Origin of the sequence: Pseudomonas sp. PGPR40 (genome assembly GCF_022014505.1) — a bacterium.
Taxonomy (GTDB): domain Bacteria; phylum Pseudomonadota; class Gammaproteobacteria; order Pseudomonadales; family Pseudomonadaceae; genus Aquipseudomonas.
On record NZ_JAKLSP010000025.1, the window covers coordinates 47,897 to 65,171 of the forward strand.

16 protein-coding genes are annotated in these 17,275 nt (G+C 58.5%); 7 read left to right on the plus strand and 9 right to left on the minus strand.

Translation table 11 applies throughout. The features are described 5' to 3' along the window. Positions 1–71: 71 nt before the first annotated feature. The 6 genes from MEB48_RS20860 to MEB48_RS20885 form a co-directional block, all read right to left on the minus strand. Positions 72–851, minus strand: a complete 780-nt coding sequence (locus MEB48_RS20860; RefSeq protein ID WP_237885814.1) for an N-acetylmuramoyl-L-alanine amidase — start codon at positions 849–851, stop codon at positions 72–74. A gap of 107 nt (positions 852–958) precedes the next feature. Continuing rightward, complete coding sequence (locus MEB48_RS20865) at positions 959–2,968, minus strand: GGDEF domain-containing protein (protein WP_237885815.1); 2,010 nt, start codon at positions 2,966–2,968, stop codon at positions 959–961. Further along, on the minus strand, positions 2,969–3,829 hold the full coding sequence (locus tag MEB48_RS20870) for an endonuclease/exonuclease/phosphatase family protein (protein ID WP_237885816.1): 861 nt from the start codon (positions 3,827–3,829) through the stop codon (positions 2,969–2,971). Positions 3,830–3,843: 14 nt separating this feature from the next. Further along, positions 3,844–4,485, minus strand: coding sequence for a thiol:disulfide interchange protein DsbA (gene dsbA, locus MEB48_RS20875; RefSeq protein WP_237885817.1), 642 nt, complete (start codon positions 4,483–4,485; stop codon positions 3,844–3,846). Between the two features lie 197 nt (positions 4,486–4,682). Then, a complete protein-coding gene (locus tag MEB48_RS20880) occupies positions 4,683–5,294 on the minus strand; it encodes a c-type cytochrome (protein ID WP_237885818.1) in 612 nt (203 codons plus the stop codon). Positions 5,295–5,340: 46 nt separating this feature from the next. After that, positions 5,341–5,631 carry a c-type cytochrome gene (locus MEB48_RS20885; protein ID WP_003196231.1) on the minus strand — a complete coding sequence of 97 codons (291 nt, stop codon included), beginning with the start codon at positions 5,629–5,631 and terminating at the stop codon, positions 5,341–5,343. Positions 5,632–5,822: 191 nt separating this feature from the next. Here MEB48_RS20885 and yihA point away from each other — a divergent pair, with 191 nt between their 5' ends. Further along, positions 5,823–6,464, plus strand: a complete 642-nt coding sequence (gene yihA / locus MEB48_RS20890; protein WP_030127882.1) for a ribosome biogenesis GTP-binding protein YihA/YsxC — start codon at positions 5,823–5,825, stop codon at positions 6,462–6,464. A 298-nt stretch (positions 6,465–6,762) separates the two neighbouring features. Here yihA and polA read toward each other — a convergent pair whose 3' ends face one another. Then, a complete protein-coding gene (gene polA / locus MEB48_RS20895; protein WP_237885819.1) occupies positions 6,763–9,531 on the minus strand; it encodes a DNA polymerase I in 2,769 nt (922 codons plus the stop codon). 74 nt (positions 9,532–9,605) lie between these two features. On the opposite strand from polA, the gene MEB48_RS20900 reads away from it, so the two are divergent. After that, a complete protein-coding gene (locus tag MEB48_RS20900) occupies positions 9,606–9,893 on the plus strand; it encodes a DUF2782 domain-containing protein (RefSeq protein ID WP_008076254.1) in 288 nt (95 codons plus the stop codon). A gap of 59 nt (positions 9,894–9,952) precedes the next feature. Then, positions 9,953–10,903, plus strand: coding sequence for a homoserine kinase (locus tag MEB48_RS20905; protein WP_237885820.1), 951 nt, complete (start codon positions 9,953–9,955; stop codon positions 10,901–10,903). Between the two features lie 119 nt (positions 10,904–11,022). Here MEB48_RS20905 and MEB48_RS20910 read toward each other — a convergent pair whose 3' ends face one another. Continuing rightward, positions 11,023–11,943, minus strand: a complete 921-nt coding sequence (locus MEB48_RS20910) for a zinc ABC transporter substrate-binding protein (RefSeq protein WP_237885821.1) — start codon at positions 11,941–11,943, stop codon at positions 11,023–11,025. 66 nt (positions 11,944–12,009) lie between these two features. Here MEB48_RS20910 and zur point away from each other — a divergent pair, with 66 nt between their 5' ends. The 4 genes from zur to MEB48_RS20930 are packed head-to-tail and all read left to right on the plus strand — an operon-like array spanning position 12,010 to position 14,812. Then, complete coding sequence (gene zur, locus MEB48_RS20915; RefSeq protein ID WP_237885822.1) at positions 12,010–12,492, plus strand: zinc uptake transcriptional repressor Zur; 483 nt, start codon at positions 12,010–12,012, stop codon at positions 12,490–12,492. Next, positions 12,492–13,277 carry a zinc ABC transporter ATP-binding protein ZnuC gene (gene znuC, locus MEB48_RS20920; protein WP_237885823.1) on the plus strand — a complete coding sequence of 262 codons (786 nt, stop codon included), beginning with the start codon at positions 12,492–12,494 and terminating at the stop codon, positions 13,275–13,277. The genes zur and znuC overlap by 1 nt, the downstream gene beginning before the upstream one ends. Further along, on the plus strand, positions 13,270–14,058 hold the full coding sequence (gene znuB, locus MEB48_RS20925) for a zinc ABC transporter permease subunit ZnuB (RefSeq protein WP_123500522.1): 789 nt from the start codon (positions 13,270–13,272) through the stop codon (positions 14,056–14,058). The genes znuC and znuB overlap by 8 nt, the downstream gene beginning before the upstream one ends. A 37-nt stretch (positions 14,059–14,095) precedes the next feature. After that, positions 14,096–14,812, plus strand: coding sequence for a PA5502 family lipoprotein (locus MEB48_RS20930; protein ID WP_237885824.1), 717 nt, complete (start codon positions 14,096–14,098; stop codon positions 14,810–14,812). A 119-nt stretch (positions 14,813–14,931) separates the two neighbouring features. Here MEB48_RS20930 and katE read toward each other — a convergent pair whose 3' ends face one another. Further along, complete coding sequence (gene katE, locus MEB48_RS20935) at positions 14,932–17,070, minus strand: catalase HPII (RefSeq protein WP_237885825.1); 2,139 nt, start codon at positions 17,068–17,070, stop codon at positions 14,932–14,934. Positions 17,071–17,275: the final 205 nt, after the last annotated feature.

Here is a 17,275-nt window from a genome sequence, read left to right on the forward strand (position 1 = left end):
AATATCCGAAGAATTACCAATGAGTTATAGCTGCTGATCAGGAAAAAGCGCTGACCGTCGGGCGGGCGTCATTATTTTGTCTGGTTCAACACCTGAAGAAGCGCCGCGGTTTGTGCGTCCGGTGTGCCGTCGAAACGGGAAGGGCGGAAATGCAGTTGAAAGGCCGCCAGCACATTGCGTGTCGCTGCATCCAGTTCGCCGGTTTGCGGCGTGGCGTACCCCACGCGGGCAAGCTGTGCCTGAAACCAACTGATACTGGGTAATTGCACGGCGAACTGCGCTTGTTGCCGCGCCACGGCCTGTTCATTCGGCCAGATCCCCAAACCTTCGGCGGCCAGGCGCTTCCAGGGGAACAGCGGGCCGGGGTCGAGCTTGCGCATCGGTGCGATGTCGCTATGGCCAATGATATGGCGGGGGCTGATGCCTTGGCGCTTGCTGATGTCCTTGAGCAGGAAGATCATCGACTGAATCTGGGCTTCGCTATAGGGATACCAGAGACGCCCGGTCGGGGTGTCCTCAAAGCCCTGATTAACGATTTCGATGCCAATGGAACTGGAGTTCAGCCAGGTCCGGCCTTGCCATTCGCTTTCGCCAGCGTGCCAGGCCCGGACATTTTCATCCATCAGCTTATAAATAGTGGCGCGCTTGTCATCGCTGATCAGGTAGTGGCTGCTGACCTCGCCATGGGTCAGCAATTGCAACGAGTTTTCCAGGGATGCGGACGTGTAATGCATCACCACGAACTGAATACGGCTGTCGTGATTGGCTGAAGAGTGGCTGGTATCAATTCGTGGGCCGCTGGCACAACCGGCTAATAGAAGCAGCGACGCAATAAAAATAAGACATTTCATGGCAGGAGACAGTACACGCAAAGACAATAATGCAACAGTGTAACGTGTTGCCTTGCGGCGCTAACGGCAAAAAACGCTCCTTTAAACAAAATGGAACAATTGGCCCGTTAGCCCAGTTCAACTCGATTTCGTCCGGTATTTTTCGCCCGGTATAACGCCTGATCAGCTCTTTTAAGCACAAGATCGCTATGTTCGCCTGGTCTGAAGGCGCTTAGTCCCATGGAAATGGTAATGGTGACTCGCTTGCCCTTGAAGTGAAACGGGCAGGCTTCGATCGATGCGCGCAAGGTTTCCAGCAGTTTCGCGCCGACCATAGGTAGTGTGGCAGGCATCAACAGTACAAACTCCTCACCGCCGAACCGGGCAATGAAATCAGTCCCGCGCAGACGCTTGCGAAGCACGTTGGCGATGATTTTCAACACCTTGTCGCCTGCCAGGTGGCCATAGTTGTCATTGATACGTTTGAAATGGTCGAGGTCGAGCATTGCCAGCAACAAGGTATTGCCCTGTTGTTGCCATTGGCCGATTTCATGCTCCAGGCGTTCGCCCCAGGCAGCTCGATTCGGCAGGCCGGTCAATGGATCGATCAGCGCCTTCTGACGCTGCTCTTCGAGATGCTCGCGGTAACCCAGGGCTTCCTCCTCCATATGGGCAACCCTTTCGGCCAGACTTTGCAAGCGGGCGGCTACTTCCTGCTCACGCTCGTCGCGCTGTTTCTGGTGCTGGTCCATGGTGCCGAGCAAGCCTTCGAGGTGGTTTTCCAGCACATGCTTGAGATCATCAAGGTCCGCCGCTTCTTGCATGCTGCTTTGCAAGCCATCGACTTGCTCGCGAATTTGCGTATCCATTTCCCGCGCGGCCGAGCGGTTGTCGGCGTGGCCGTCGCTCGCCGCTTGCAGGTTGCTCTGAAAGGACTCGAGGCGTTCGTTGAGTTGCTGCAGGTACGCCTCGAATTCGTGCTGGCCGCTGTCGGTAATTGCCAGCATCAACGTTGCCAGATCATCGAGGATGGGTAGCAATTCGTACCAGTTCAAGCCGTTTTGAAGACGATCGCGCATCGCCTCGGCTTGTGGACGATAGCGTTCGGGCAACGCCAGGTCATCGAGAAGGCCCAGTAGCGTATCTTCGATGTGCTTGGCGACAGAGCTGTAGGACGGCTCCGGTGAATCCGGCAGGGCATACAGAATATCGTGCTCGGAAGGCTCTGAATCGATGGCCTCCGGTGTCAATTCATCGGGATTGATTGCCGACGGAGCCTGTGTGGCGATCGATGGAACCGGCTCGATATTCGGACGGGTTTGTAACTCCTGGACTTGGCTGCTCGTAGCTTCGGGCTCAAGGACGGGCGGGTCAAACGCCACGACTTCAGTTGCAGGTGCCATTATTGTTGGCGTCTGAGTCTGCGGTGGCTCAGTGCGCGAAGCGGTAGGCAGGGCGACTGCTACGGTTGGCAACGCCACTAGCGGTTTAACGGCGGCTGGCGTGAGATTGGCCATTGCTTGTGGGGGCTCGGCCGATGCTGCAACCGATTCGACAGGTTGCGGGGCAAGCATTTGCGATACGGCGGCGATGATCTGTGGCGCGGTCTCCTCCGTTTCCCTGCTGAACAGGCGCTGCAGAAAACCTGGACGATCAGGTTCGGCAGGAGTCTCCAGCAGGTTCAAGGCTTTGCCTTGCAAGCCGCTCAGCTCGCTGAGCAGCAACGGGATTTCGCGGGCCTGGCCTACGCGTCTGTCCAGCTGCTTGGCGAAATTTTTCAGCGGCCGGCTCACTTCACGGGGCAGAGGCAACGCTTGCAGCTGAGAGACCAGCGCCGTCAGGGCGGCACTGACTTGATCGACCCGGGTTTCCCGGCGTTGCTCGGAGTCGAGCACGGCTTTTTCCAGGCGCGGCAGCAAGGCAGCCAGGCCGGCGTCCATGTCATCGGTGCGTACGACTTCGCGCATTTCCTTCATGCATTGGTCAACGGCGCGATCGGTACCTTCTGCGGCCAGGGTACTGCGCACCAGCCCACGGCGCAGCAGGTCGAGCCGGGCGTCCCATCGACGCTCCAGCTTTTCCTGTTGTTCGATGCTTTTGAGGTATTTCTCTTTCCAGCGCTGTGTTTCGTCGCTCATTCAGGCAGGACTCAACGCGGGTAATGCATCGGCCGTGAGCGAACCCGGCAGACGAATCTCTACCGCGACCGGCAGGTGATCGGAAATGGGTTGTGCCAGCACTTCGACCTTTTCAAGGGTCAGGGTGGGGCTGAGCAGAATATGGTCCAGGCAACGCTGTGGGCGCCAGCTGGGGAAGGTCGCTTCCAGTTGCGGCGCGAGCAGGCCCAAATCACGCAACGGGGAGTTTTGCAGCAAGTCACTGGCATGGGTATTCATGTCGCCCATCAGCACCTGGTGTTTATAACCGCCGATCAATTCGCGGATGTAGGCCAGTTGCAGGCTACGGGTGCGAGCGCCCAGCGCCAGATGCATCATCACCACCACGAGCGCCTCCGGACCTTCGCCGAAGCGCACCAGAATCGCCCCGCGACCCTTGGGCCCTGGCAGGGGATGATCTTCAATCGCCCACGGGCGCAGGCGGCTGAGCACGCCATTGCTGTGCTGGCCGAGATGACCAAGATTGCGATTGAGTTGTTGATACCAGTAGGGGAAGGCGCCGAGCTGTGCCAGGTGTTCGACCTGATTGACGTAGCCCGAGCGCAGGCTGCCGCCATCGGCCTCCTGCAAGGCGACCAGATCGAAGTCGCCCAGCAGATTACCGATTTTTTGCAGGTTGTCGGCACGCCCGGTGTGCGGCAACAGATGCTGCCAGCCACGGGTCAGATAGTGCCGATAGCGCTCGGTACTGATGCCGACCTGGATATTGAAACTGAGCAAGCGCAGACGGCTGTCCACGGGCAACCCCGTCGATTCCAGGTGATGCTCGTTGACCTGCGGATGATGCAGGCCAACGATGCGTTCAGTTCCCCAGCGGCGCATGGCAGGTGCCGCGCTTAATTGGCGACGGCCTTAGTCGCCGCTCGCTCTTTGGCGACCAGTTGGTCGGCCAGTTTCAGCGCTTGTTCGGCACCGCCGGCAGAGCCGATGTCAAAGCGATATTTGCCGTTGACGACCATGGTAGGCACGCCGGTGATTTCATATTTCTTGGCCAGTTCTTTGGCTTTGTTGATCTGGCCCTTGATGGCGAAGGAGTCGAAGGTGGCCAGGAACTTGTCCTTGTCTACACCTTGGGTTGCCAGGAAGTCAGCCATGTCTTCTTTGTCGGTCAGTTTCTTGTGTTCTTTCTGAATCGCGTTGAACACCGCTGCGTGAACCTTGTTCTCGACACCCATGGCTTCAAGGGTCAGGAACATCTGGCCGTGTGCGTCCCAAGGGCCGCCAAACATGGCCGGAATGCGCACGAAGTTCACGTCCGAAGGCAGCTTTTCAGCCCATGGGTTAACAATGGGTTCGAAGGCATAGCAATGCGGGCAGCCGTACCAGAACAGCTCCACGACTTCGATCTTGCCAGGCACGGCCACCGGGACCGGATTGCTCAGCTCGACATAGGGCGCTTCAGGTTTTTCGGCGGCTTGGGCAGTCATGCCGAACAGGCTGGCAGCGACGAGCGCGGCGCTGATGATCAGATTACGCATGCTTTACTCCTGGACAATTGGGTCGCCTCGCGCGATCTGTTTTCAGACAGATCCTGGCGGGCTTGAGTTTGTAGTGTAACGGCAGCGGCCACAAAAAAGGGCAGCCAAAGCTACCCTTTTTATGTTTGCATCGACGGATTAATCGAGTGTTAACGTTGCAAGAGATCTACACCCCTCGCAACACTCGATCGCAGGCCTTAGTGCAAGCCTTGAATATAGCTGGAGACTGCGGCTATCTCTTCGTCGCTCAGCTTTTTCGCGATGCTCTGCATCGGTTTGGTATCGCCGTCGTTGGTCCGGCCACCTTCTTCTTTTCTGAAGTCGGTCAGTTGCTTGCCGATGTACTGAGCATGCTGGCCGCCCAGATGCGGGAAGCCGGCAGCTGCGTTGCCCTTGCCGTCTGGAGAGTGGCAGCCGGTGCAGGCTGGCAGGCCCTTGGCCAGATCGCCTCCACGGAACAGTGCTTCACCGCGAGCCACGACTTTCGGGTCGGCAGCGCCAACGCTGCCTTTCTGGCTGGCGAAGTAGGCAGAGATATCAGCCAGATCCTGATCACTCAGGTTGGTCAAAAGGCCGGTCATTTCCAGTACTGTGCGTTTGCCGGACTTGATGTCGTGCAGCTGCTTGTTCAGATAACGCTCGCCCTGACCTGCCAGTTTCGGAAAGTTAGGCGCCATGCTATTGCCATCCGGGCCATGACAGGCGCCACATACTGCGGCTTTCGCCTGACCAGCAGTCGCATCACCTGCAGCATGGGCAATGCCGGAGATCCCCACGGTCAACAGCAGACTCACGATCAATTTGTTCATCAGCTAATCCAACTACGGCTAAGGGTTAAAGAGTTATGGACCGGGTTTACTCGCTCATCCACTGGATGATGGCTCGGTAATCCTCGGCACTGCAGTCCATGCACAAACCACGCGGCGGCATCGCCTTGAAACCCTGGGTCACGTGTTGCACCAGCGTCTCCATACCTTTCGCCAACCTCGGCGTCCAGGCTTCCTGATCGCCCTTGCGGGGCGCCATGGGTAGTTGGCCGGAATGACAGGCACCACAAACACGGTTGTACACAGCTTCCGGATCCTGTGTAGCCTGAGCGCTGTAAAGCGGCATCAAGACACCGGCAGCTAGCAGCCATTTCGTCATAAAACGACCTTTTCAGGGTTGAGAGCGTGCTGCGTTCTAATGCGCAATCAAGGTCAATCGCTCTCGTGAACTTCATCCTACGCTGGGACAAAGCGCACACAAAATCTGCGGCATTATATACTGGCGTCACTGAAACGGAAACGACACTGCTTGCCGCGTCCATTCCCGGCGCCGCCCACATCGGAAATCCCATGCAACTCAAGAATCCCATCCTCGGCCTGTGCCAACAGTCCACCTTCATGCTCAGCGCCGCCAAAGTCGACCAATGCCCCGACGACGAAGGCTTTGAAGTGGCCTTCGCCGGGCGTTCCAACGCCGGCAAGTCCAGCGCGTTGAATACCCTGACACACGCCAGCCTGGCGCGCACCTCGAAAACTCCGGGTCGCACGCAGCTGTTGAACTTCTTCAAGCTAGACGATGAACGCCGTCTGGTCGACCTGCCGGGCTACGGTTACGCGAAAGTGCCGATCCCGTTGAAGATGCACTGGCAGCGTCACCTGGAAGCCTATCTGGGCGGTCGGGAGAGTTTGAAAGGTTTGATTTTGATGATGGACATCCGTCATCCAATGACCGATTTCGACCTGCTGATGCTCGATTGGGCCGTCGCCAGTGGCATGCCGATGCATATTTTGCTGACCAAGGCAGACAAGCTGACCTACGGCGCGGCGAAGAACACGCTGCTCAAGGTTCAGTCGGAAATCCGCAAGGGCTGGGGCGATACGATCACTATCCAGCTGTTTTCGGCACCTAAACGCATGGGGCTGGAAGACGCCTACACTGTATTGGCGGGCTGGATGGAGCTGGCGGATAAAGGCGCTGAGGCGGCCGAGTAAAACTCTCCAGACAAATCAGCAGGCAAAAAAAACCCCGGACTTCGTATGGGGAGGGAGAAGTTCCGGGGTTCAAGTTTCCGGACCGCTAGGGCGGGGTCCAGATATCTGCCAACACTTAACACAACATAGGAGCATCGAAGGGCTTCACCAGCCATTCAGTATCTCTGAGTGGCGGTTCACGGATTTAGTTCAGACTATTTTCAAAAACCTTTGGAAATAATCGACGTCATTTTCCGCACTATAGCCCTTCGTTATTTTGTGTTGCGGCATAAGGCCGCAGCACGAGCGTTCAGTCGGTTCAGTGCGCCTCATCCCAGTTGTTGCCTACGCCCACCTCGACCAGGAGCGGTACATCCAGCTGGGCGGCGTTGCTCATGTGCACACGAATCTCCTCACGTACCTGGTCAATCAGGTCCTCACGTACCTCAAGCACCAATTCATCGTGCACCTGCAGGATGACTTTGGCGTCCAGGCCTGACGATGTCAGCCAGTTGTCCACCGCTACCATGGCTTTCTTGATGATGTCCGCCGCGGTGCCTTGCATCGGGGCATTGATCGCCGTGCGCTCGGCAGCTTTGCGCAGAGCCTGGTTTTTCGCATTGATTTCCGGCAGGTAGAGACGACGACCGAAAATGGTCTCGACGAAACCTTGCTCGGCGGCCTGGGCGCGCGTGCGCTCCATGTACTCCAGCACGCCGGGGTAACGGGCGAAGTAGCGGTCAATGTAGGCTTGGGACTGTTTGCGGTCAACGCCGATCTGCTTGGCCAGGCCAAACGCGCTCATGCCGTAGATCAAACCGAAGTTGATGGCTTTCGCGCTACGACGCTGATCGTTGGTGACCGCATCCAACTCCACGCCAAACACTTCTGCGGCCGTTGCCCGGTGTACATCAAGGTTATTGCGGAAGGCGTGCAGCAAACCTTCGTCCTTGGCCAGATGCGCCATGATCCGCAGTTCGATTTGCGAGTAGTCCGCCGCCAGCAGCTTGTAGCCTTTCGGTGCGACGAACGCCTGACGAATTCGACGACCTTCGGCGGTACGGATCGGAATATTCTGCAGGTTGGGGTCGATGGACGACAGACGTCCGGTGGCCGCGACCGCTTGCTGGTAAGACGTATGAATGCGCCCGGTGCGAGCATTGATCTGCTCTGGCAAACGGTCGGTGTAGGTGCTTTTGAGCTTGCTCAGCGAGCGGTACTGCATCAGTACCTTGGGCAGCGGGTAGTCCTGTTCCGCCAACTCGGCCAATACCGCCTCGGCCGTCGAGGCCTGGCCCTTGGCTGTCTTGCTGAGGACGGGCAAGCCGAGCTTTTCGTAGAGGATCACGCCCAGTTGCTTCGGCGAACCCAGGTTGAACTCTTCACCGGCAATGGCGAAAGCCTCACGCTCAAGGGCGACCAGTTTCTCGCCCAACTCGACGCTCTGGATGCCCAACAGGTTGGCGTCCACGAGCGCGCCCTGGCGCTCGATTCGGGCCAGAACCGGCATCAGCGGCATTTCAATGTCGTTGAGCACTTTGCCCAGGCTTGGCGTCGCTGCCAGTTTTTCCTGCAATGCCAGATGCAGGCGGAAGGTGACGTCGGCGTCTTCGGCGGCATAGGGGCCAGCGAGCTCAAGAGATATCTGGTCGAAGCTCAGCTGTTTGACGCCTTTGCCCGCAATCTCTTGAATGTCGGTCTTGCTTTGGCCCAGGTATTTGAGCGCCAGGCTGTCCATGTCGTGGCGGGTGGCCGTCGAGTCCAGTACGTAAGACTCGAGCATGGTGTCGTAGGCAATACCCCGAACAACAATTCCGTTGCTCTGATCGCCACCGATGGCGCAGTTGGCGAGGATATTGGTTTCGAACTTGGCGTGTTGGCCGACTTTCAGTTTGTTCGGGTTTTCCAGCAGCGGCTTCAGTGCCAGCAGCACGGTGTCGCGATCCAGTTGCTCCGGCACGCCCATGTAGGAATGGGTCAGCGGAATGTAGGCCGCTTCGTTGGCCGCGACGGAAAAGGACAGACCCACCAGTTGTGCATGTTGCGCATCGTTGCCGTTGGTTTCGGTGACGAAGGCGATCAACGGCGCTTTGTCGAGCTTGTCCAGCCAGGTCTCGAAGTGCTTCTGGTCGAGGATAGTTTCGTACTTCGCTTCGGCGGCGCCCGGCTGTTCCTGAACGACCTCGACAATGTCCTGACCCGAGCGCTTGGCATCGCGCTGGTTCTCTTCGAACCAACTCTTGAATTCCAGCAGGGTGTAGAGCTCGGCGAGCTTGTCGTGATCCGGCTTACCCATTTTCAGATCGTCGAGACCGATGTCCAGCGGTACGTCGATCTTGATGGTTGCCAATTGATAGGAGAGGAACGCCATCTCCTTGTGCTCTTCGAGCTTGGCCGGCAGGGTTTTGGCGCCGCGAATCGGTAGGGTCGGGACGATGTCGAGCTGTGCATAGAGCTCGGTCAGGCCACCGTTGACGCCGACCAGCAGGCCGGAAGCGGTCTTGGGACCGATACCCGGAACGCCCGGAATGTTGTCGGACGAATCGCCCATCAGTGCCAGATAATCGATGATCTGCTCGGGAGCGACGCCGAATTTCTCCTTCACGCCCTCCACGTCCAGCGCGCTACCGGTCATCGTATTGACCAAGGTAATGTGCCCGTCGACCAGTTGCGCCATGTCCTTGTCGCCGGTGGAGATCACCACCGGGCGGTCGGCGGCCGCGCTGCTGCGGGCCAGGGTGCCGATCACGTCGTCCGCTTCAACGTTGTCCACGCACAGCAATGGAAAGCCCAGGGCCTTGACGCTGGCATGCAGCGGCTCGATCTGGACCCGCATGTCGTCAGGCATGCTGGGGCGATTGGCCTTGTATTCGGCGAACATCGCGTCTCGGAACGTCCCGCCCTTGGCGTCGAACACCACGGCGAACGGGCTGTCCGGGTACTGTTTGCGCAGACTCTTGAGCATGTTCAATACGCCTTTGACCGCTCCGGTCGGCAGGCCTTTGGACGTGGTCAGCGGTGGCAGCGCGTGAAAGGCGCGGTACAGATAAGAAGAACCGTCCACCAGGACGAGGGGGGCTTGGCTCATGAGCAGGATCAACCTTTTCGGCGGGTCCGGCGCTAGAATAGCGGGACCGTTGACGACAAAGGGACAAGGTTATCATGCGCACACTAAATCGCTTGTTGCTGGCTGGCTTGTTTGCAATCACTCCATTGGCTGTCATGGCGGCGGACGACGCGCCCTCGGCGGACCCGGATGTAACGATCCGCACGGAAGGCGATAAAACCATTCAGGAATATCGGCAAAATGGCTTTTTGTATGCCATCAAGGTGACCCCGAAAGTCGGTAAACCGTATTTCCTGGTGCGCGCTGATGGCTCGGACGGTAACTTCATTCGCTCGGATCAGCCGGATATGCTGATTCCGTCGTGGAAAATATTCGAGTGGTAAACCGCTCCTAACTTAAATTGGCGCAGGCAGTCGCAGCGCCCGTACTGGCAGTTTTAACCATGTCTGTGTTCACCCCCCTGGCTCGGCCCGAGCTGGAAACCTTTCTCGCCCCTTACGGGCTCGGCCGCCTGCTTGATTTCCAGGGGATCGCCGCTGGTAGCGAAAACACCAATTTCTTTATCAGCCTGGAGCAGGGCGAGTTTGTCCTGACCTTGGTCGAGCGCGGTCCGGTGCAGGAGATGCCGTTTTTCATCGAATTGCTCGATGTACTGCACGACGCTGATCTGCCGGTGCCTTATGCACTGCGCACCACCGACGGCATCGCCTTGCGCGAACTGGCCGGTAAACCTGCGCTGTTGCAGCCACGTCTGGCGGGCAAGCACATCAAGGACGCCAATGCGCAGCATTGCGCTCAGGTCGGCGAGCTGCTGGCTCATCTGCACCTCGCGACCCAGGCCAACATGATCAAACGTAAAACCGATCGTGGCCTGGACTGGATGCTGGAGGAGGGCACGCAGTTGCTCTCACACCTGAATGCCGAGCAAAGCGATCTGCTGCAACGGGCTCTGGATGAAATCACGCAGCAGAAGACGAAAATTCTGGCACTGCCGCGGGCCAACATCCACGCGGACTTGTTCCGCGACAACGCGATGTTCGAAGGCACGCACCTGACCGGGTTGATTGACTTCTACAACGCCTGTTCGGGGCCGATGCTCTATGACGTGGCAATTGCCTTGAACGATTGGTGTTCGGATGAGCAAGGGCAGATTGATGGCGCTCGGGCGCGGGCATTGTTGGGCGCTTATGCCGCGCTGCGACCGTTTACCGCTGCCGAAGCCGAGCTATGGCCGACCATGCTGCGCGTGGCGTGCGTACGGTTCTGGTTGTCGCGGTTGATCGCCGCGGAGTCTTTCGCCGGGCAGGACGTGTTGATTCACGATCCGATGGAATTTCAGCTGCGGTTGGCGCAGCGGCAGAAGGTCGGCACGCCGTTGCCGTTCGCCCTTTAAAAGCTTCGCGAGCAAGCCCGCTCCCACATTGGATCGCCTGTGTACACAAACTCTGTGACCGACTGAGGTTAAATGTGGGAGCGGGCTTGCTCGCGAAGGGGACGCCGCAAATTCAGCGGTTACAACGACTCTAGACACCCCGCTAAATCATTCCCCAGCTTTTCCAGCAACTGCTCATACCCCTGAGCGGTCGCTGGCGTGTACCCGCCCAATGCATCCAGTTCCGCCAGTTTCACCGGCAACCCGGCCACCAGGGTTTCTGCCAGGCGCGGGCGCAGCGGTGGTTCGCTGAACACGCAGGTCTTGCCGACTTCCTGCAACCGCGTGCGCATCGCTGCCACGTGCTGGGCACCGGGCTGGACTTCGGCTGCGACACTGAACACGCCGGTGTGCTTGAGGCCGTAAGCGTCTTCGAAGTAGTCGAAGGCTTCGTGGAACACGAAGTAAGGTTTGCCCGCGATGCTCGCCAAACGGGCCTTCAGGCGCAGGTCCAAAGCATCCAGACGCTGATCGAACGCCTTGAGATTGCTCTGGTAGCGCGCCGCATTGGCTGGATCTACAGCACTCAGATCAGTGGCCATTTTGGTGGCGATCACGCGGGCATTGATCGGTGACAACCACAAATGCGCATCCAGATTGCCGGGGCGGTGATCGTGATCATGCTCGTCCGCTTCTTCGGCTTCGGAGTGGTTATTTTCGGTGAAATGTCGCAGTTTCAGGCCAGGCAAATCCTGCACCGCGATGTTGGGCAGCGTACGACCTTTCAGCACGCGAGGCAGAAAACCTTCCATGTCCGGGCCGATCCAGTACACCAGTTCCACCGATTGCACTTTCCGTACGTCGGAAGGGCGCAAGGCATAGTGATGGGGCGAAGCGCCGGGCGGCAGCAAAACTTCCGGAACCACTATACCGTCCTGTACCGCAGCGGCGATCAGCTGCAGGGGCTTGATGCTGGTGAGCACTTTGACTTCGGCTTGAGCTGATCCGATCAGCAAGAAACTGGCGACAAATGCGACAAAGATAGAAAAAAGTCGGGACACGATGACCACTCGAAGAGGCGAGAACGGGTAACATAATAACGTCTCTCACAAAACTCGTCGCCGCTCATGCCTAAAACACCGATTGCCAGCCGTCCCCACGACCACTCTCATTGCGTCCATAGCGCACTGTCTGAGGCCGATGCCTTGTGCGCTCGTCAGGGGCTGCGGCTGACTGCCTTGCGCCGGCGGGTGCTGGAATTGGTATGGCAAAGCCACAAACCGCTGGGTGCCTACGACATTCTGGCGGTGCTCAGCGAGCAGGACGGCCGCCGCGCCGCGCCGCCGACCGTGTACCGCGCGCTGGATTTCCTGCTGGAAAACGGCCTGGTGCACCGCATCTCCTCACTCAACGCCTTCGTTGGCTGCAATCACCCGGAACATGCCCATCAAGGACAGTTCCTGATTTGCCGTGAATGCCACGCCGCCATTGAACTCGAACAGAAATCCATCAGCGACGCGATCATCGGCAGCGCCAAGGATGTCGGATTTATCGTCGAGGCCCAGACCGTTGAAGTCATCGGTCTCTGCTCGGGTTGCCAGGGGGCTTGATGAGCAACGTGCTGATTCGCCTCGAACAGGTGGCCGTCACCTTTGCCGGGCAAAACGTGCTGGACAACATCGAGCTAAGTGTCGAGCCAGGGCAGATCGTCACCTTGATCGGCCCCAACGGTGCCGGCAAAACCACGCTGGTACGCGCGGTGCTTGGCCTGTTGAAGCCGGACAGCGGCAGTGTGTGGCGTAAGCCGAAACTGCGGGTCGGTTACATGCCGCAAAAACTTCACGTCGATCCGACCCTGCCGCTGTCGGTGCTGCGCTTCTTGCGTCTAGTGCCAGGCGTAGATCGCGTTCGGGCCTTGGCGGCCCTCAAGGAAGTCGGCGCCGAACAAGTCATCGACAGCCCGGTGCAAAGTGTTTCCGGTGGCGAAATGCAGCGAGTGCTGCTGGCGCGGGCATTACTGCGCGAGCCGGAACTGCTGGTGCTTGATGAGCCGGTGCAAGGCGTCGATGTCGCCGGTCAAGCCGAGCTCTACAGCTTGATCACGCGACTGCGCGACCGTCATGGTTGCGGCGTTTTGATGGTCTCCCACGATTTGCATCTGGTGATGAGCACCACCGACCAAGTGGTGTGTCTGAATCGCCACGTCTGCTGTTCCGGACATCCCGAGCAAGTCAGCGGCGATCCGGCATTCGTCGAGCTGTTCGGAAAAAACGCACAAAGCCTGGCGATTTATCACCACCATCACGACCATGCCCACGATCTGCATGGCTCAGTGGTCAGCGCGGCTCCGTCGGCCTCTACCCACGTTCATGGAGATAGCTGCAAGCATGGCTGATTTTCTGCTCTTCGCCCTGCTTGCAGGTCTGGCCCTGGCGCTGGTCGCGGGCCCGTTGGGTTCGTTCGTGGTCTGGCGGCGCATGGCCTATTTCGGCGACACCCTGTCCCACGCGGCGCTACTCGGTGTGGCATTGGGTTTTCTGCTGGATGTCAGCCCGACCGTTGCCGTCACGGTAGGTTGCTTGTTGCTGGCGGTATTGCTGGTGACGTTGCAACAACGGCAGCCACTGGCGTCCGACACGCTTTTGGGAATTCTCGCACCGAGTACGCTCTCGCTTGGCTTGGTGGTACTAAGCTTCATGCATGAAGTGCGGATCGACCTGATGGCCTATCTGTTCGGCGACTTGCTGGCGATCAGCCCGACCGATCTGGCCTGGATCCTCGGCGGTAGCGCGGCGGTGCTGGCATTGCTGGTCACGCTGTGGCGGCCCTTGCTCGCGATCACGGTGCACGAAGAACTGGCCAAAGTGGAAGGTTTGCCCGTGGCGGCGTTGCGCCTGGCCCTGATGTTGCTGATCGCTGTGGTGATCGCGGTGGCGATGAAAATCGTCGGGGTGTTGCTGATTACTTCGTTACTGATTATTCCGGCGGCTGCGGCACAGCGTCACGCCCGCTCGCCGGAGCAGATGGCACTGGGCGCGAGTCTGCTGGGCATGCTCGCAGTGTGTGGCGGGCTGGCATTGTCCTGGTTCAAGGACACCCCGGCCGGCCCGTCGATTGTGGTGACGGCCGCCGCGCTGTTTCTGCTGAGTTTTGTCCTGCCCCGTCGAGGGGTGTAGACTTGCTCGTTTTTTGCGCAAATAGAGAGTCGCAGGAATGAAGCCGTTCGCCTCCCGTTATCTGCTCCTTGTCGCATTTTCGTTGCTGCTGGGCGCTTGCCAAAGCACGCCACCGGCGGCCACCGAAGTCCCCGATGCGCGGGCCACGGCCATTGCACAGCTGGAACAAAGCCTGGCCAGCAGCGAGCTGGCCACGGCCGAAGGACAATTGGCAGCCTTGCAGGCCGAGTCGCCCAACGATCAATCCCTTGAGCAATACCAGCGGCAATTGGCCGAGGCTTATTTGCTGCGCAGCCAGATCGTCTTGCAAAAAGGCGATGTGAATGCCGCGGCCACGGCATTGAGCCGTGCCCGGGTATTGATGCCCAAGGCTCCGGCGCTGACCGGTGGCGTCAACAGCGCCATCGTTCATGCGCGCAAGGCTGAACTGGATAAAGCCGAAGCGGCGCTCAAGGCTGCCGAAGCCAAACCGCAGGCCAAAGTCATCGACCCCACGGCTGAAAGCACGACGGTGGCGTTGAATCTTGCCGATATGAGCAAACTTCGTCGTCAACTGGATGCTATCGCCGCTGATGTTGTGAATTATGAGTGCGATGTGAGTATTCAGGCTCCGCGCACTCAGGATTACCCATGGTTGGCTACATTACTGACCAAGCGGGTGAAAAAACTGGATTCGGGGTTTGATCTGAAGCTGGAGAAGCAGATTCTGCGCAATATCCCGGCGCAGATGGTTCTGAGTCCGCGTAAGCCTTAAAAGCTTCGCGGGCAAGCCTCGCTCCTACAGGTTGGTATCGTTTCCTTAATCAACGAACGACACTAAACCTGTAGGAGCGAGGCTTGCCCGCGAAGGCGCCCTTCCTAACGATAAAAATCCTAAGCCGGAACCGCCTTCGCCTTAGGCTCCCTCTCCCACACCCGATGCTGAGCGATCGCGGCAAAAAACGCCTTGAACAGCGTGGTATCTGTACCCACGATCAACCCCGCATCAACCTCCAGCTTCAACACATCCAACAGCTGCTTTGCGTCGCCATGCAACGCGATTGCCTTCAAGTGTTTGTACGCCTCAAGCAGGTAATGCAGTGCCACGCCATCGGTGCTCAGCGCCTGGATCGACGCCGCGCCACCCGGCACGAACACCGCGTCGAAAGCCACAGACGGTAAACCTTCCATCGACGCATCCACCGGCAGCGCTTTGCCATCGGCGGTTGTCACGGGGGCCGAGGTCGGGCCGAGCAGTTTGGCGTGCGCGCCTTCGGTCATCAGAGCCTTCTTCATCGCATCAATCGCCGCGCCATCCACCCCGTTGGCCGCCAGAATGGCCACTTTTCGGGTTTTGATGTCCCCCGACAACAGATTGGCCTGGCTCAGGGCGGGGGAATGGTCCAATGAGGTTTGACGCACCTCGACCGTTCCGGCGGTCGGCACCTGCAAGCCCAGGTTCTGCGCCACGCGCCTGGCCAATTCCAGATCGATATTGGCCAGGATCTCATTCACCTGCCGCGCACGAATAAATTCGCGTTCAACCTTGCCCAGCTCAAAGCTGTAAGCGGCGATGATGTGTTCCTGTTCGTGCTTGCTCATGCTGTGAAAGAACAACCGCGCTTGGGAGAAGTGGTCGGCAAACGACTCGCTGCGCTGACGGATTTTCGCAGCGTCGATACGCTCCGGATAAGTCTCGAAGCCGCCGTCCTGCGCTGCCGGTGGGGTTTCCTTGGGCCAGCCGCTGTCGATAGAGTTCGGCTCGTAGGAGGCGCGTCCCTTGTCGATGGTGGTGCGGTGCTGCGCATCCCGTTGACCGTTGTGGAATGGCGATACCGGACGGTTGATCGGGATTTCATGAAAATTCGGCCCACCCAGTCGGCTGAGCTGCGTATCGGTGTAGGAAAACAACCGACCTTGCAGCAACGGGTCATTGGAGAAGTCGATACCCGGCACGATATGCCCGGGACAGAAGGCAACCTGTTCGGTCTCGGCGAAGAAATTGTCCGGGTTGCGGTTGAGCACCATCTTGCCCAGCGGAGTGATAGGGACGACTTCCTCGGGGATGATTTTGGTTGGATCGAGAAGGTCGAAATCGAAGGCATGTTCGTTTTCTTCCTCGATGATTTGCACGCCTAATTCCCATTCCGGATAGTCCCCCGTCTCGATGGCCTCCCAGAGATCACGACGGTGGAAGTCGGTGTCTTTGCCGGCAAGCTTCTGCGCTTCATCCCACACCAGCGAGCAGGTGCCGGCGGTGGGGTGCCAATGGAATTTTACGAAGCGCGCCTTGCCTTCGGCATTGATCATGCGAAACGTGTGCACGCCGAAACCCTGCATGGTGCGCAGGCTTTTGGGAATCGCCCGGTCGGACATGGTCCACATCACCATGTGCGCGGATTCCGGCACCAGGGAAACAAAGTCCCAGAACGTATCGTGGGCCGAACCACCGGTAGGAATCTCGTTGTGGGGCTCGGGTTTTACCGCATGGACGAAGTCAGGAAACTTGATTGCATCCTGGATGAAGAACACCGGCATGTTGTTGCCCACCAGATCGAAGTTGCCTTCGTCGGTGAAAAACTTCACCGCGAAACCTCGTACGTCCCGCACGGTATCGCCTGACCCGCGTGGGCCTTGCACTGTGGAAAAGCGCACAAAAACCGGTGTTTTCTGGCTTGGGTCTTGTAGGAACCTGGCCTTGGTCAGCACGGAATGGGTTTCGTATGTCTGGAAGTAACCATGGGCACCGGTACCACGGGCATGAACGATGCGCTCGGGAATGCGTTCATGGTCAAAGTGCGTGATCTTTTCACGCATGATGAAGTCTTCCAGCAACGACGGCCCGCGGGCACCGCCCTTCAACGTGTTCTGATTGTCCGCGACCTTCACGCCCTGGTTGGTGCGCAGGGCCTGCTCGGTGGCGTCGGAGCGAAATTTTTCCAGGCTGTCGAGCTTGGCATTGGTGTTGTTGCGGTCCAGGGTTTCGGTCCCGGCCAGTGCGCTTTTAGGGGCGGCAGGCTTTTTTGTACTCATCACACGTAAACTCCTCGTTGCGATTCCTGTCGTGGCCAGGACTTATGAGCCATTGTCCAGGCACGGCATCCAGGCATTTTCGAGTTGCTTAATGAGTGACTGATGAGGAGCTGGCGCCGTTCCTTTTTTCTGACCTTTGATCGCCTTATCGCCAAATCGCTGGTTGAATACGAAATAAATGCTAAGAACCTCTATACGGACAGGC

Coding starts and splice junctions, on each gene's coding strand:
- MEB48_RS20860 (WP_237885814.1), bottom strand. CDS start 851: ATGAAATGTCTTATTTTTATTGCGTCGCTGCTTCTATTAGCCGGTTGT.
- MEB48_RS20865 (WP_237885815.1), bottom strand. CDS start 2,968: ATGAGCGACGAAACACAGCGCTGGAAAGAGAAATACCTCAAAAGCATC.
- MEB48_RS20870 (WP_237885816.1), bottom strand. CDS start 3,829: ATGCGCCGCTGGGGAACTGAACGCATCGTTGGCCTGCATCATCCGCAG.
- dsbA (WP_237885817.1), bottom strand. CDS start 4,485: ATGCGTAATCTGATCATCAGCGCCGCGCTCGTCGCTGCCAGCCTGTTC.
- MEB48_RS20880 (WP_237885818.1), bottom strand. CDS start 5,294: ATGAACAAATTGATCGTGAGTCTGCTGTTGACCGTGGGGATCTCCGGC.
- MEB48_RS20885 (WP_003196231.1), bottom strand. CDS start 5,631: ATGACGAAATGGCTGCTAGCTGCCGGTGTCTTGATGCCGCTTTACAGC.
- yihA (WP_030127882.1), top strand. CDS start 5,823: ATGCAACTCAAGAATCCCATCCTCGGCCTGTGCCAACAGTCCACCTTC.
- polA (WP_237885819.1), bottom strand. CDS start 9,531: ATGAGCCAAGCCCCCCTCGTCCTGGTGGACGGTTCTTCTTATCTGTAC.
- MEB48_RS20900 (WP_008076254.1), top strand. CDS start 9,606: ATGCGCACACTAAATCGCTTGTTGCTGGCTGGCTTGTTTGCAATCACT.
- MEB48_RS20905 (WP_237885820.1), top strand. CDS start 9,953: ATGTCTGTGTTCACCCCCCTGGCTCGGCCCGAGCTGGAAACCTTTCTC.
- zur (WP_237885822.1), top strand. CDS start 12,010: ATGCCTAAAACACCGATTGCCAGCCGTCCCCACGACCACTCTCATTGC.
- znuC (WP_237885823.1), top strand. CDS start 12,492: ATGAGCAACGTGCTGATTCGCCTCGAACAGGTGGCCGTCACCTTTGCC.
- znuB (WP_123500522.1), top strand. CDS start 13,270: ATGGCTGATTTTCTGCTCTTCGCCCTGCTTGCAGGTCTGGCCCTGGCG.
- MEB48_RS20930 (WP_237885824.1), top strand. CDS start 14,096: ATGAAGCCGTTCGCCTCCCGTTATCTGCTCCTTGTCGCATTTTCGTTG.
- katE (WP_237885825.1), bottom strand. CDS start 17,070: ATGAGTACAAAAAAGCCTGCCGCCCCTAAAAGCGCACTGGCCGGGACC.